14 protein-coding genes are annotated in these 14,315 nt (G+C 70.1%); 4 read left to right on the forward strand and 10 right to left on the reverse strand.

All coding sequences use genetic code 11. The annotated features are described in order from the left end of the window. Positions 1-47: 47 nt before the first annotated feature. The 5 genes from F0415_RS00185 to F0415_RS00205 form a co-directional block, all read right to left on the reverse strand. Positions 48-551, reverse strand: a complete 504-nt coding sequence (locus F0415_RS00185) for a DUF411 domain-containing protein (protein ID WP_210244141.1) — start codon at positions 549-551, stop codon at positions 48-50. A 10-nt stretch (positions 552-561) separates the two neighbouring features. After that, complete coding sequence (locus F0415_RS00190; protein ID WP_210244142.1) at positions 562-1,860, reverse strand: multicopper oxidase family protein; 1,299 nt, start codon at positions 1,858-1,860, stop codon at positions 562-564. Continuing rightward, entirely contained in the window at positions 1,857-3,440 is a 1,584-nt protein-coding gene (locus F0415_RS00195) for a TolC family protein (protein WP_149859180.1), read from the reverse strand. The genes F0415_RS00190 and F0415_RS00195 overlap by 4 nt, the downstream gene beginning before the upstream one ends. 86 nt (positions 3,441-3,526) lie before the next feature. Beyond that, positions 3,527-3,946, reverse strand: coding sequence for a CopL family metal-binding regulatory protein (locus F0415_RS00200; protein ID WP_149859181.1), 420 nt, complete (start codon positions 3,944-3,946; stop codon positions 3,527-3,529). A gap of 419 nt (positions 3,947-4,365) precedes the next feature. Next, positions 4,366-4,758 (reverse strand): thioredoxin domain-containing protein, encoded by a 393-nt coding sequence (locus F0415_RS00205; protein ID WP_149859182.1) that lies wholly within the window; start codon positions 4,756-4,758, stop codon positions 4,366-4,368. A 186-nt stretch (positions 4,759-4,944) separates the two neighbouring features. Between F0415_RS00205 and F0415_RS00210 the strand changes: the two genes are divergently transcribed. From F0415_RS00210 to F0415_RS00225, 4 genes are all read left to right on the forward strand, one after another. Continuing rightward, on the forward strand, positions 4,945-5,511 hold the full coding sequence (locus tag F0415_RS00210) for a hypothetical protein (RefSeq protein WP_149859183.1): 567 nt from the start codon (positions 4,945-4,947) through the stop codon (positions 5,509-5,511). Positions 5,512-6,044: 533 nt separating this feature from the next. Continuing rightward, positions 6,045-6,473, forward strand: a complete 429-nt coding sequence (locus F0415_RS00215) for a YciI family protein (RefSeq protein ID WP_149859184.1) — start codon at positions 6,045-6,047, stop codon at positions 6,471-6,473. A gap of 17 nt (positions 6,474-6,490) precedes the next feature. After that, on the forward strand, positions 6,491-7,783 hold the full coding sequence (locus tag F0415_RS00220; protein WP_246149810.1) for an RNA polymerase sigma factor: 1,293 nt from the start codon (positions 6,491-6,493) through the stop codon (positions 7,781-7,783). 38 nt (positions 7,784-7,821) lie between these two features. Next, positions 7,822-8,709: a bifunctional helix-turn-helix transcriptional regulator/GNAT family N-acetyltransferase gene (locus F0415_RS00225; protein ID WP_149859185.1), complete on the forward strand. Its 888-nt coding sequence runs from the start codon at positions 7,822-7,824 to the stop codon at positions 8,707-8,709. Here F0415_RS00225 and moeB read toward each other — a convergent pair. Genes moeB through bamB form a run of 5 tightly spaced genes read right to left on the reverse strand, consistent with a single transcriptional unit; the run spans position 8,699 to position 14,314 of the window. After that, complete coding sequence (gene moeB / locus F0415_RS00230; protein ID WP_149859186.1) at positions 8,699-9,835, reverse strand: molybdopterin-synthase adenylyltransferase MoeB; 1,137 nt, start codon at positions 9,833-9,835, stop codon at positions 8,699-8,701. The genes F0415_RS00225 and moeB overlap by 11 nt on opposite strands. A 9-nt stretch (positions 9,836-9,844) precedes the next feature. Further along, complete coding sequence (locus F0415_RS00235) at positions 9,845-11,071, reverse strand: molybdopterin molybdotransferase MoeA (protein WP_149859187.1); 1,227 nt, start codon at positions 11,069-11,071, stop codon at positions 9,845-9,847. After that, positions 11,068-11,631 carry a molybdenum cofactor guanylyltransferase gene (gene mobA, locus F0415_RS00240; protein WP_188310236.1) on the reverse strand — a complete coding sequence of 188 codons (564 nt, stop codon included), beginning with the start codon at positions 11,629-11,631 and terminating at the stop codon, positions 11,068-11,070. Before mobA ends, F0415_RS00235 begins: the two co-directional genes overlap by 4 nt. Before the next feature lie 2 nt (positions 11,632-11,633). Beyond that, positions 11,634-13,031, reverse strand: a complete 1,398-nt coding sequence (gene der / locus F0415_RS00245) for a ribosome biogenesis GTPase Der (protein ID WP_149859189.1) — start codon at positions 13,029-13,031, stop codon at positions 11,634-11,636. A gap of 59 nt (positions 13,032-13,090) precedes the next feature. Next, entirely contained in the window at positions 13,091-14,314 is a 1,224-nt protein-coding gene (gene bamB, locus F0415_RS00250) for an outer membrane protein assembly factor BamB (protein ID WP_188310237.1), read from the reverse strand. Position 14,315 lies beyond the last annotated feature (1 nt).

Below are 14,315 nucleotides of genomic sequence, written 5' to 3' on the forward strand. Positions count from 1 at the left end.
GGGCGCCGGCCGGCCTGCAACGGCCCGTTGCAGGCCGGGTTTCCCGCTCAGTTCCCCCATCCCGCGCCGTGCCGGGCCCACTCGCTGGCGCTGCCGTCCTCGCCGATCAGCTCGACGCTGTAGGGCTGGACGTAGCCGTCGGGCCGCTCCATGCCCGGCGAACCGGCCGGCATGCCCGGCACCGTCAGCCCACGCGCGGCGGGCCGCTCGGCCAGCAGGCGGCGCACATCCTCGGCGGGCACGTGGCCCTCGATGAAATAGCCCTCGACCTCGGCGGTGTGACAGGAGCCCTTGCCGGCCGGCACACCGACCCGCTGCTTCACCGGCCCCAAGTCGGCCGCCTCGATCACGCTGATCTCGAAACCGTGTTCGCGCATGTGCTCGATCCACAGGCTGCAGCAGCCGCACCAGGGAGTCTTGTGCACGGTGACCAGCGGCCGATCCAGCGGATGCTCGACCGGGCTGCGGTCCTGGCCGGCGGCCAGGCCGGGCAGGGCCAGCACGACGAGTGATACGACCTTAAGAATGTTCGACAAAACCATGTTTTTCATTTGATTTTCCTCATGAACCAGAACGACGGACCGGGGTGCCGAAACCCGGATCCGAACTGACCCGCCTGGCCACGGTACCCGGCGGATTGGGGTACCAGCCCGGATCGCGGAAGTCGCCCGGCGCGATGTCGTCGCGGACCTTCACCACGGTGAACATGCCGCCCATCTCGATGTTTCCGAACGGGCCCTTGCCAGCCATCATCGCCAGGGTGTTCTCCGGGCCCTTCATGTGGCCGCTGTCGGTGTGTTCCTGGTGCTCGGACATACCGTGCTGGCCCATGGCCATGTAGCCCGGCAGCATCTTCCGGATCCTTTCCTCGACCCCGCGCTGGTCCACGCCCAGGGTATTGGGGATGTCGTGGCCCATCGGGCCCATGGTGTGGTGCGACATGTGGCAGTGGAAGGCCCAGTCGCCCGGCACCGCCACGAACTCGATGTCGCGCATCTGGCCGACACCCACGATCTCGGTGACCTCGCGCCGCCACTGCGCCTTCGGCCAGCGGCCGCCGTCGCCACCGGTCACCTCGAATTGGACGCCGTGCAGATGGATGGGGTGGTTCCACATGCTCAGGTTGCCGACCCGGATGCGCACGCGTTCGCCGCTGCGGGCCACGATCGGCTCGATGGCGGGAAAAACCTTGGAATTGAAGGTCCACAGGTCGAAGTCCTGCATCACCGCCGGGTCGGGCCGGCGCGTACCTGGGTGCAAGGCGAAGTTGTGCAGCAGCAGTGCGTAGTCACGGTCCACATGGTCGCCACCGCGCGGATGGATGACGAACAGGCCCATCATGCCCATGGCCATCTGCACCATCTCGTCGGCGTGCGGGTGGTACATGTGGCTGCCGTGCTGGCGCAGCGTGAACTCATAGGCGTAGGTCTCGCCGGGCTGGATCTTCGGCTGTGACAGGCCGCCGACGCCGTCCATGCCGCTGGGCAGGATCAGGCCGTGCCAATGGATGGTGGTCGGCTCCCGCAGGTGGTTGCTGACGTAGATGCGTACCCGGTCGCCCTCGGTCGCCTCGATGGTGGGACCGGGCGTACTGCCGTTGTAGCCCCAGCAGATCGCCTTCGAGCCGGGGGCGAACTCATGCTCGATTTCCTCGGCGACCAGATGGAACTCCTTGACGCCCCCGTTCATGCGGTGGGGCAGGGACCAGCCGTTGAGCGTGCGCACGCGCCCGGCCGGCGTGCGCCGCACCGGCGGCGCCTCCTCTGGCTTGGCTGGCGCTGCCTGGGCCCCGGCCACGGCCGGCGTGACGGCCAGGCTGGCGCCGGCGGCAAGCAGCAGATCGCGTCGGGTCAGGCTCATGGCTGATCTCCCTGGTGGTGGTGATGATTGTGCTGGTCTTTGTCCTCAGCCTCACCGGCGGCCTTGACGGCCGCCGATCCCTGGTGGTGGTGATGCTTGTGCTGGTCTTCGTCCTGCTCCGGCCCGGCTTCTTCCGTGCCGGCTTCGGCGGCTGTTTCGGGCATTCCGTGGCCCTGGTGTCCGCCCGTCTGCGGACCGAGGATCTGCTCCAGCGTCGGCGCCGTTTCGCCCGGCGCATCGGCGCTTGGCAGCCTCTGGCCGACGACGCGGCTGAGCTCGACCCGCGCCAGCCAGTAGTCGCGCAGGGCCTCGATATAACCCTGGTAGGCGTCGTACTCGGCCAGCTTGGCCTGCACGAGTTCGAACACGCCGATCAGCATGAAGTTCTGCCGTTCCTGCTGGCGAGCGACGATGTCCTCACGCTGCGGCACCAGCGCATCACGGTGCAGGGCCACCACATCGCGCAGCTCGGCCACGGCCTGGGCCCGGGCACGCACCCCCTCGACCACCGCCAGCTCGGCCATGGCCAACCTGGCCCGGGCCTCGTCCAGCAGGGCCTGGGCGCGAGCGCGTTCGGCCTGCCCCTGGTTGAACAGCGGCAGTTCGACCGCCAGTCCCGGCCCTTGCTTGCGGCTGCCGTCCGGTTCCCGTTCGCGCGAGAACTCGAACTCGGCGCCCCGCAGCCACCACAGTCCGCGGGTGATACCAGCCGCTTTCAGCCGGGTGTCGGCGCGCAGGCGCGCGGCCTGGAGCTGCAGGTTGTCGCGGCGGGCCAGGCGCACCAGCGCGTCCACGTCGTCTTCCGCGCTCACCGGCAGGCGCAAGCCCTCGGCGGCAGCCCACCGGGCATCGGCGCCATTCAGGCCGAGCAGGGTATTGAGGGCCAGCCGCTCGCGCACCGCCTCGGCCCGGGCCCGGGCGGCGGCAATACGTGCCTCGCTGGCGAAGGCCTGCTCCTGGCGTAGTTGCAGTTGGCTGATGTTGCCCGCGGCGTGAAAACGCCCGGCCAGCTCGGCGGACGCCTGCGCGCCTTCGGAGACCGCCTCGCGCATGCCGGCCACCTGTTCGGCGGCGGCAGCGCGATACCAGGCCGCCTCGATATCGAGCGCCAGGTCCAGCACGGCCTGGGCCAGGCGCAGGCGGGCACGTTCGTACTCGCCCTCGGCCAGGCGCACCTTCAAGGGCGCGGCGATGAGCTCGCCCAGCGGCAGCGACAGGCCGGCCAGGCGCACGGTACCGTCTCCGGGACTCAGCCGCTCGCGGCCGATCGAGAATGCCGGGTTGTCGACCTGGACCGCTTCCAGCACTTCAGCGCGCTCCAGACCGAGTTCGGCATAGGTGAGCTGCAACTGGGGGCTGCGCAGCAAGGCGATCTGGACGGCACGCTCTAGCGTGAGCGGTTCGGCCAGCCAGGCAGGCACCGGGTCGGCCGCATCCGGAACGGGCAGGGCGGGACCGCCGCGCGCGTGCAGCAGCGGCCGGATCTCGTCATCCGGCGGTCGGGGCGGCAGCGAGGCGCAGCCGGCCAGGATGGTCAGCAGGGCCAGCGCCAGGCTGGCGCGGGCAGGGGACAGGGACATGATTGGACTCCATCGCGAACGCCCACGAGGGGCACGAACCGGTCGGCGGACCGGAACCACTGCGCGGCCTAGCCGCGCGGGCGGACTCAGGCGATGGGTGGCCGCAGGGGCGTGGCGGCGATACCGGCCGGCGGGCTGGGCGAGGGATCGGGCGAGGGTGCGGCGGCCGGCACCGGCGGGACCAGCTTCGGCGGCAGCCGCTCGACGGCGGCCAGGTGGCCCAGGCAGGGGCAGTCGCAGCCAGGATGCTCGGGACTGCCGCAGCAATCGTCGCCGGCCGGCGGCTGGCTGGCCGGCTCCGGTTCTCCGTGGCAGGGCGGTAGCCCGGCGCCGGCGTCCGCAGTCACGCCGGCCATCGTGTCGGCCGTCGCAGCCTGATCGGTGGCAGCCTGATGGGTCGCAGCATGATCCACCGCTGCATGGCTCGCCATCGCCGCACCCGGAATCCCCCCGGCCACCAGGGCCAGGGAGAGCAGGGCGCGCAGCAGCAGTGACAGCCAGGGCATGGGCGGAGTTTACTCCTTTCGGTCGGCGAGCCGCTCGAGACTGACGCGGGAGCCACCCCCTTGAGCGCGGGCCTGGTTTGGGTCGGACCGTCAGCACCGAACAAGTCGGGAATGATGGTCGTTCCGACGTTTCGTTTCATGGTTGTCTCCGTGGACAAGAGGCGCACGGAGACCCCCGACGGGAGGACTCTCCCGCGCGGGTGGATGGACGGCGTGCATGACGCCGCCGCGTTGATGAGCCAGCATTCCAGCTGGGCGGACCCCTGCCGGGGTGGACTACAGGGGCAGGTTACCCCAGGACCGGCGCTCGGTGGCCCGGGAACCCTATCCCGCACAGGGGGGCGTTTCCCGGCCAGATACGAAAAACCCCCGGCGCCAGGCCGGGGGTTTGGAGGGTGTGGCGGCCTGAGGGCCGACAATCAACTCAGCTTGATGCGGTTCTGCGGCGGGCTGGACTCACCGAAAGCATTTTCCGCGGCGCGGCGCAGGGCGCACACTGCCCATCTCACAGGGGCGAAATAGGCGTGGGCGCCCTGCTTCATGATGTCGATACTGACCATACGGATGCCTTCGTCGGTTGGCACCCGGGCAAATACCGGGTCGGCCGCCAGCGCATCGCGCAGGCGCGGGCTGTCCGGAGCCAGGCCTTGGCCTTCCGGCAGCGCCGAGGCGCTCCAGCGCAGGCGGTCGAGGTAGTCGGTGACCACGACCACTTCGGTCGCGGCGGCATCGTCCACCAGCAGGGTCGGAACCCGCGCCTGCGGGTTCAGCTTCAGGTATTCGGGCGAGCAGTGGAGGACCGGGGCGGACATGGCATTCGGGCCGGGTCGGGGGGTGGCGATCTTGCGGATTGCCATCGGGGGAAGGTCAATCACGCCGGTGCGCCGACGCGACCTGCCGATGCATCCGGTCGGCGAATTGCCCCGACGACGCCCCGCAACTGCCAGAATCGCGCCCAAGACTCGCGCCACCAGCAGATCAATGGGAGGAGCGTGGACATGAACGGACGACTGGACGGAACCGGCACGCGAGGTGACGGCATCCTGCGCCTGCTGCTGTGGGGCGGGGCAGTGGCCCTGATGCTGCTGCCGGCGATCGCCATGCAGTTCACCGAGGAGGTGGACTGGGACGCGCTGGATTTCCTGGTGGCGGGCGTGATGCTGGCCACCGTGTGCGGCCTGGTGGATCTGGCCCTGCGCCGCTCCGGCGGCATGAGCCGCGACCAGCGCCTGGCCTACCGCGCCGGCGCGGCCCTGGCCGCCCTGACCGGCTTCCTGGAAACTTGGGCCAATCTGGCGGTCGGTTTCCTGGGCGAGCCGGAGAACCCGGCCAACCTCATCTATTTCGGCATCGTCGGCATCGCCGTGATCGGCGCCTTGCTGTCGCGGCTGCGCCCGCATGGGCTGGCCGTGGCCATGACGGTGATCGCGCTGGCGCAGCTGGGCGGCAGCTTCTACGCACTCGCCACCGGCCACCTGCTGGAGACGGCGATCAGCCTGGTGTTCTCGGGGATGTGGATCGGGGCGGCCTGGTCGTTCCGGCTGGCGGAACGGCGGGCTCCCTGAGCCCGAGCCTGACGACCTTGTCGCCTCGGGCAGCGGCGGGGCTCGTTTTCCGCCAGCGCCGATGCAGAGTTTCGCGGAACATCAGCCCTCGCAGGCGCTCGGGCGTGATCCGATCGCCATCGGGGGAGATGAGTCAGCGGCCACGCAATCGCCAGCCTGACCAGTCGGCCGAAAGGTCCACATGTCCGAGAACCTATTCTTCGTATAGTCGGCGGGCGCATCCATTCATCGGCTTGCCTGGCGTAAGGCACGGTGGCTGTTGAGATTTCATGCTTGCGCCGAATCGGCGGGCTGGAGCCGGGGGAGGTCGGGAAGGTCCAACGCCTGATCAGGTAGCCTATCCCGGCACAAATTTCGCATAATGTATATTATGTAAATAACCAGGCAAGGCTCCTGGGCGTGCCCACCGGGCCTGGCGCCATGATCGCCCCCTTGCTTGTCGATTCCACCCCCTTCCGTTCGTCGTATTTGGCAAGAATGGCCCGGGGCCATTCCGGCAAGCCACTGCATTCCCAAGCCCAAGGAGAACGACGATGCGTGTGATGGTGATGGTCAAGGCGACTGAAGACAGTGAGGCCGGCGTGATGCCCAGCTCCGAACTGGCGGAAGCCATGGGCCGGTTCAACGAGGAGCTGGTCAACGCCGGCGTGATGCTGGCCGGCGACGGCCTCAAGCCGTCCTCCCAGGGCAAGCGCGTCGCCTTCGACGGCCCGCGCCGGACGGTCACCGACGGCCCCTTCGCGGAGACCCGCGAGCTGGTCGCCGGCTACTGGATCTGGGAGGTCAAGGACATGGCCGAGGCCGTCGAATGGGTCAAGCGCTGCCCCAATCCCATGCCCGGTCCCAGCGAGATCGAGATCCGGCCTCTCTACGAGCTGTCCGACTTCGACGAGGTGATGACGCCCGAGGCGACGGAATTGCACGAACGCACCCGTCGCCGCCTGGCCGGCGAGCACAACTGACGGAGCCGGCGACGACGGTGGATGCCGTCGCCACCCGGGAATCGATCGCGGCGGTGTTCCGCATCGAACGGACCAGGCTGCTGGCCAGCCTGGTCCGGATGCTGGGCGACATCGACCGGGCCGAGGAACTGGTCCAGGACGCTTTCGTGGCGGCCCTGGCCGACTGGCCACGTGGCGGCATTCCCGACAAGCCCGGCGCCTGGCTGATGGCCACCGCCAAGCGACGCGCCATCGACGCCTTTCGGCGCGACCGCGTGCAGGCGGAAAAACACGCTGGACTGGTCCATGACGCCATGCTGCAGCCACCACCCGGCCTGGAAGCCCTGGAAGCTGCCATGGACGACGATATCGGGGATCAGCGCCTCGGCCTGATTTTCGCCGCCTGCCATCCGCTGTTGCCGGTGGATGCACGGATCGCCCTCACCCTGCGCCTGCTCGGCGGCCTGACCACCGACGACATCGCCCGCGCCTTCCTGAGCAGGGAGGCCACCATCGCCCAGCGAATCGTCCGCGCCAAACGCAGCCTGGCCAAGGCCGGCCTGCCGTTCGAAGTTCCGCGCGGGCGCGAGCGCGACGAACGCCTGGCCTCGGTGCTGGAAGTGGTCTACCTGATCTTCAACGAAGGTTACGCCGCCACCGCCGGCGAAGATCCGATCCGGCCGGCGCTCTGCGAGGAGGCCCTGCGCCTGGGCCGCAGCCTGGCCGGCCTGGCGCCGGAGGAACCGGAAGTCCTGGGGCTGCTTGCGTTGATGGAATTGCAGGCCTCGCGCCTGCAGGCCCGCGTCGGCACCGATGGCCAGTTGCTCACGCTGCCGCAGCAGGATCGCCGCCGCTGGGACCGCCTTCTGATCCGCCGCGGCCTGGACGCACTGGCCCGCGCCGAAGCCCTGGGCGGCGCCGAAGGGCCCTATGTCCTGCAGGCCGCCCTCGCCGCCTGCCACGCCCGCGCCAGCCACTACGAGGCCACCGACTGGCCTCGCATCGCCGCGCTCTACGACCGCCTGCGAATCGTGGTGCCCTCGCCCGTCGTCGAACTCAACCGCGCCATCGCCCACAGCATGGCCTTCGGGGCGGAAACCGGCCTGGGGATGCTGGCGCTGCTGACAAAGGTGCCGGCCCTGCAAGGCTACGCGCCGCTGCCGGCCGCCCGCGCCGACTGCCTGTACCGCCTGGGCCGCCTGGCCGAGGCCCGGGCCGCCTTCGAGCAGGCCGCCGCCCTCACCCGCAATAGCGCCGAACGGGCCTTCCTGCTACGCCGGGCCCTGGCCTGCGCACCGTCGCCGCTGGACGAAGGGCGATCTTCTGACTAAAGTCAGGCATCTTCCAGATATCTGACCGGGGTCAGGCAATGGACGAGAACCAGGTCGCCCAGGTCCGCCGCTTCAACCGCGCCGTCACCCAGCGCATCGGCGTGCTCAACGACGACTACCTCGGCCGCGGCCGGCCCTTGGCGCAGCTGCGCCTGATCTTCGAGATCGGCAAGGACGGCCGCAGCCTGCGCGAACTGCGCGAGGGCCTGGGCCTGGATTCGGGCTACCTGAGCCGGCTGCTGCGCGCCCTCGAGTCCGAAGGCCTGGTGGAAACCGCCCGGGCCGAGGGCGACGCCCGCGTCCGCATCGCCCGCCTGACTGCCAAGGGCAAACGCGAGTACGCCGTGCTGGACCGCAAGTCGCACGACTTCGCCGCCTCCCTGCTGGCGCCGCTGAGCGAGTCGCGGCGCCTGCGTCTGGTTCAGGCGATGACCGAGGTCGAAAACCTGCTGCGCGCCTCGGCCGTGCGCATCGAAACCGCCGATCCGGACGAGCCGCAAGCCAGGCAGTGCCTGGACACCTACTACGCCGAGCTTTCCCGGCGCTTCGAAACCGGCTTCGATCCCAGTCGCGGCGCCGTCACTACCAGCGACGACATGCGCCCGCCCAGGGGACTGTTGCTGCTGGCCCGGCTGGATGGCCGTGCCGTCGGCTGCGGGGTTGTCCGCAAGCTCTCGCACGGCATTGCCGAGATCAAGCGCATGTGGGTGGCGCCGGAACTGCGCGGCCTGGGCATCGCCCAGCACCTGCTCGACCGGCTCGAAGCCGAAGCCCGAGCCATGGGCTGCCGGCGCCTGCGCCTGGACACCAACGGCCGCCTGACCGAAGCCATGGCCCTGTACCTGCGCAACGGCTACCGCGAGATCCCGCGCTACAACGACAACCCCTACGCCGAGCACTGGTTCGAGAAGCGGCTCAGGTCCTGAACCCGCATAGCTCGGCCAAGGCCTGGTAGCCGGCGAAGGGCCTTCCGGGCGCGCAGGCCGGGCATTCCGGATCGGCCGGCAACCGCGTTTCCCGGAAGCGCATGCCCAGGGCGTCGAAATGCAGCAGCCGCCCGGTCAGCGGCTCGCCGATGCCCAGGATCAGCTTAATCGCTTCGGTGGCCTGCAACAGGCCGATCACGCCCGGCAGCACGCCCAGTACACCGGCCTCGGCGCAGTTCGGCGCGTCCTCCGACGCCGGCGGTTCCGGGAACAGGCAGCGGTAACAAGGCGCCCTGCCCCGCTGCCGGCCGGCGTCGAACACGCTGATCTGGCCCTCGAAGCGATGCACCGCGCCGTAGACCAAGGGCTTGGCGTGCTTCACGCAGGCGTCGGAAAGCAGGTAGCGCACCGGGAAGTTGTCGGCGCCGTCCAGCACCAGGTCCACGCCGGCCACCAGTTCGTCTACGGTCCCGGCAGTGACCCGCACCCGCCGCGGCTCGATCCTCACCCGCGGATTGAGCGCCGACAGCGAGGCGGCCGCCGACTCCACCTTGGGCAGGCCTATGCGCTGCTCGCTGTGCAGGATCTGTCGCTGCAGGTTGCTGCGCTCCACCACGTCATCGTCTGCGATCAGCAGCCGGCCGATGCCGGCGGCGGCCAGATAGCAGGCGGCAGGCGAGCCCAGGCCACCGGCGCCGACCACCAGCACGCTGGCCCGGGCCAGCTTGCGCTGGCCTTCCAGGCCGACCTGCGGCAGGCGCAGGTGGCGCGAATAGCGTTCCAGGAAGTCGGCATCCTCGTCGGCGCCGCTGACGGTCGGCAGTCCTTCGGCGCACCAGCGCTGGTAACCGCCCTCCACCGAGCACAGGCGCCGGTAGCCCTTGGCCCTCAGCGCCTCGGCGGCCAGGCGGGAGCGTCGGCCGCTGCCGCAGATCAACAGCAGTTCGGCCTCGCGATCGGGCGTCAGTCGCTCCGGGTCGGCCTCGAGCGCGGCACGTGGCAGCGGCAAGGCGCCTTCGGGGAGGCCCAACGCGTGCTCGCCGGGCTCGCGCACGTCCACCAGGCGGCTGCCCGCGGCCATGCGCCTTCGCGCCTCGGCCGGGCTGATGTCTTCGATTCCGTTCATGCCGGCAGTCTAGCCCCGGCCCGGGGCGCAAGGCAGGCAAGGCACCGATGCGCCTTCGGGAAATTCTCCCTCGCCTTCGGGCAGGTCGATCAGCACGTCGGCATGGGCGGCGGCCGCCAGCCGGTGTGAACCGGTCACCGGATCGGGCTCGACCAGCAACCGGCCGCGCCCGTCCGTACGCAGGCGCCCGCGCAGGAACTCGCGACGGCCGTGCCGTTTGCTCACCGGCGCCGCCAGAAGCGCCGTCCAGGCGGGCCGCGGTTCCGCCCTGCCCTGCAAGGCGTCGAGCAGCGGCCGGCCGAGGGTGATGAAGGTGGCCAGCACCGACACCGGGTTGCCCGGCAGGCCCAGCACCAAGGCACGGTTCCAGCCCCCCAGCAGCACCGGCATGCCCGGCTTCATGCGCACCTTCCAGAAATGCATCCGGCCATGTTCGAGCAGCAAGGCCGGCAGATGGTCCTTTTCGCCGGCGGACACGCCGCCGCAGGTAACCACCAGGTCGAAAGCAGCCGCAGCATCTGCAAGGGCGGCCGCCAGCACGGCCGGCTCGTCGGGCAGGCTCGGCCAGGCCACCGGTTCCAGCCCTTCGGCCTGCAGCAGGGCCTGCAACAGCGGCCGGTTGCTGTCGTGCAACTCGCCAGGCGCCAGGGCCTGACCGGGTGGGCGCAGTTCGTCGCCGGTGGTGAAGATGGCCACGGTCGGGCGGCGCGCCACCTCCAGTTCCGCTTCGCCCAGCGCCGCCGCCAGGCCGATCCGCGCAGGCGTCAGCACCTGGCCGGCGCTGAGCACGCGCTGCCCGGGCCGCAGGTCTTCGCCGGCACGACGGATGTTGGCCCCCGGTGACGGTCCGGCATCGGTCAGCACGCGGCCGTCCTGTTCGCGGGCGTTTTCCTTGATCAATACCGCTTCCGTGCCCATGGGGACCGGCGCACCGGTGGTGATGCGGACGCATTGGCCCGGCTGCAGGCGCAGTCCACGGTCGGCACCGGCGAACTGCTCGCCCACCAGTGCCCAGCCCTGCGCCGGCACCGGCAGGCCGCAAACGGCGAAACCATCCATGGCGGCGTTGTCGAACGCCGGCAGGGACGAGCCCGCGACAAGGTCGGCCGCCATCACGCGGCCGAAGGCGCGTTGCAGCGGCACGCGTTCTGCGGCCAGCCGCCGTTCTTCCGCCACGCGGAGGAGAATGGCCAAGGCCTGGGCGAAATCGATGGGGGCCGGGAACGGTGGCTTCATGTCGGATCGAAGTCCGCAGGCGTGTTGGCGTTGCCCACCCCGGCAGGGGAGATATCCAGCTCTGCCGGCGACAGCACCGCCAGGGCACGATGCACGGCGTGTTCGCCGCGGTCCAGAGCTGACGCAGCGGCCGCACGCAAGGCCGAGGTGCGCCACAGCCCGATCAGGGGCTGCAGACCACTGCGATCGCGCAACCAGGCACCATCGCTGGTGCAGGCAGCGCGCAGGCGCGGCAGCAGGTCCGCCGGCAGGTCCAGCGCGTCCACCGGCAGCGCCAACAGCCGATCGCTGCGGCTGGCGGTGGCCAGGGCCTCGAGCCCGGCCAGCGGGCCGCCAAAGCCCGGGCGCAAGTCCGATACGCAGCGGAATCCGAAGGCCTGCCAGCGCGGATCGTCCGAACGCACGCTGGCCAGGCGTTCGCTGAAAGCCCCGACGGGGAGCATTGCAAGCAGATGTTCCAGCTGGCTGCGCCCCTGGCGCGCCAGCCAGGCCTTGTCACGGCCGCCGACCCGGCGACCCTGGCCGCCGGCCAGCACCCCCAGGGCCAGCCCGCCGGACACGTTCACCTGCGCTTGACGTGACGCAGCAACCGGCGCCTGCGCCGGACCTGCCGTTCGCTGAGCTCGTTGCGGCGGCCCTCGTAGGGGTTTTCGCCTTCCTTGAAGACGAAGCGCACCGGCGTGCCGACCAGCTTGAAGCGCTTGCGGAAGAAGTTCTCGAGATAGCGCCGGTAGCTGTCCGGCAGGGTGCGCAAGCGGCTGCCGTGCACCACGAAAGTCGGCGGATTGCTGCCGCCCGGGTGGCAGAAGCGCAACTTCGGGGCGTGCCCGCGCACGTTCGGCGGCGGAAAGGCCTGCACCGCGATCTCCAATGCCCGCGTCACCTCGGCAGTGCCGAACTCGCGGGTCGCCGAGGCATGGGCGCGATGGATGGCCCGGAACAGCTCGCGCAGGCCCGTGCCGTGTTTGGCCGAAATGGTCACCCGTTCAGCCCATTCGCAGAACTGCAGCTTGCGCTCGAGCATGGTTTGGACCTGCTCGCGCTCGTAGGATGTGCGGCCGTCCCATTTGTTTACCGCCAGTACCAGGGCGCGTCCGGCCTCCAGCACATGGCCCAGCACGGTGGCATCCTGCTCGGTGATGCCCTCGCTGGCATCCAGCAACACCACCGCCACCTGGCAGCTCTCGATGGCCTGCAGGGTCTTGAAGGCGCTGAACTTCTCCACCGCCTCCTCGACCCGGGCCCGGCGGCGCAGGCCGGCGGTGTCTATCAGCCGGTACTTGCGCCCATCGCGCTCCAGATCCACGGCGATCGAGTCACGGGTGGTGCCGGGAACCTCGGAGGCGATCATGCGCTCCTCGCCCAGCAGCCTGTTCACCAGGGTGGACTTGCCGACGTTGGGACGGCCGATGAACGCCACCCGCACCCTGTCCGGCTCGTCGGCAAGTACCTCGGCGTCGCCGTCCTCGGGCAGGCGGATCAGGACGGCGGCCAGCAGCTCGTCGATGCCGCGGCGATGCGCCGCCGCAACCGGCAAGGACGGTTCGACGCCGAAACCGGCGAACTCCGCCAACGCAGCCCCGGGCTCGATGCCGTCCACCTTGTTCACCACCAGCAGAAAGGGGCGACCGCTGCGGCGCAGCCAGGCCAGGATGGCTTCGTCCACGGCCGAGGGACCCTCCCGGCCATCCGTCACGAACAGGACCAGATCGGCCTCCTCGGCCGCCGCCCTCGCCTGCCGGGCGGTGGCGCCGGCCAGGCCCTCTTCCTCGCCGGACAGGCCGCCGGTATCGCAGAGCACGAATGGCCGGCTTTCGTCCAGCCGGCAAATACCGTAATGGCGGTCGCGCGTCACGCCCGGCTCGTCGTGCACCAGCGCATCGCGACTGCGCGTGAGCACATTGAACAATGTGGACTTGCCGACGTTGGGACGGCCGACGAGGGCAACCAATGGCAGCACGATGGCCTCTCCGGCGGAATGCTTGCGGCCGGGCGCCAGGCCCGGCCGGGTTCGGCGCCTCAGCGCAAACGGTAGGCCGACAGCTTGCCTTCGCCGCTTATGGCGAACAACAGGCCGGTGGTGGTGGAGACTTGCGGCGTACCGCGGATCGGTGCCCGGTCCAGGCGTTCGCGGGCGACGACGCGGCCGTCCTCCGGGCTGATCCAGTGCAGATAGCCTTCGACATCACCGAACACCACATAGTCGCCATGCACCGCCGGGCTGCTCAGCCAACGGCGCGCCAGCACATCGTGTCTCCACAAGGCGCTGCCGCTGCTGCGATCCAGGGCCCAGATGGTGCCGTCGGGATCGGCCAGCATCAGGCGGTCGGCCAGCAGGGCCAAGCCGCCGTAGGTGCCGGTATCGCGGGACCACAGCGGCTGGCCCGTGGCCATCACGATGGCCATGGTCTGGCCGCCGACACTGGTGGCGTAAAGCTCGCTGTATCCCAGCGCCAGCTCGCCGTCCACGTCGGCCATCCGATCCAGGTCGCTGCGGCCCTCGGGTGCCGCCACGCGCTGGATCCAGGCTACGCTGCCGTCGCCCAGCCGCAGCGCCACCACGTTGCCGTCCTCATAACCGAGGTAGACCCGCTGACCATCGCTAACCGGCGCCGCGTTGCCCCGGGTGGACAAGGCCGGGATGCCACGGTCGTAGACCCAGCGGCGAGCGCCGTCGGCGCTGTCCAGGCCGAACGTGCGGCCATCGTTGCTGCGCACGACCACCCGGTCGCCAGCCACCAGCGGCGCCGAGATGACCTCGGACGTGACCTTGGCGCGCCAGCGTTCGGCGCCGGTGCCTGCATCCAGGGCCACGACTTCGCCGTTGCGGCCGCCGACCACCACCAAGCCGCCGCCCACGCCCGGGCCGCCGGTGATGCCGCCGTCGGCGATGCGCTTGCGCCAGAACTTCCAGGCGCTGCCATCGCTTCTGCGCTCCGCAGCCAGGGTGCGCCATACCGGCTTGCCGGTATTGGCGTCCACAGCCATCACCTCGCCTTCGTCGTCGAACACGAAGACCTTGTCGCCCTCGATCGCCACCTGCTGGCGCAAGCCCATGCGCTGCTGCTCGTCACCGAGGTTGATGGACCAGACCTGTTCGACCGTGGCCGATGCCTGGATTTCGGTCAGCTCGGCCGGTCCGCGCGCCTTCTCGGCATCGCTGGCGATCCAGCCCCTGATGGTGCTGCAGCCGCCCGCGAAAACGGTCAGCGCCAGGGCGAGTACAAGGGTACGGATGCGCATG

This window comes from Arenimonas fontis (genome assembly GCF_008386465.1).
Taxonomy (GTDB): Bacteria; Pseudomonadota; Gammaproteobacteria; order Xanthomonadales; family Xanthomonadaceae; genus Arenimonas; species Arenimonas fontis.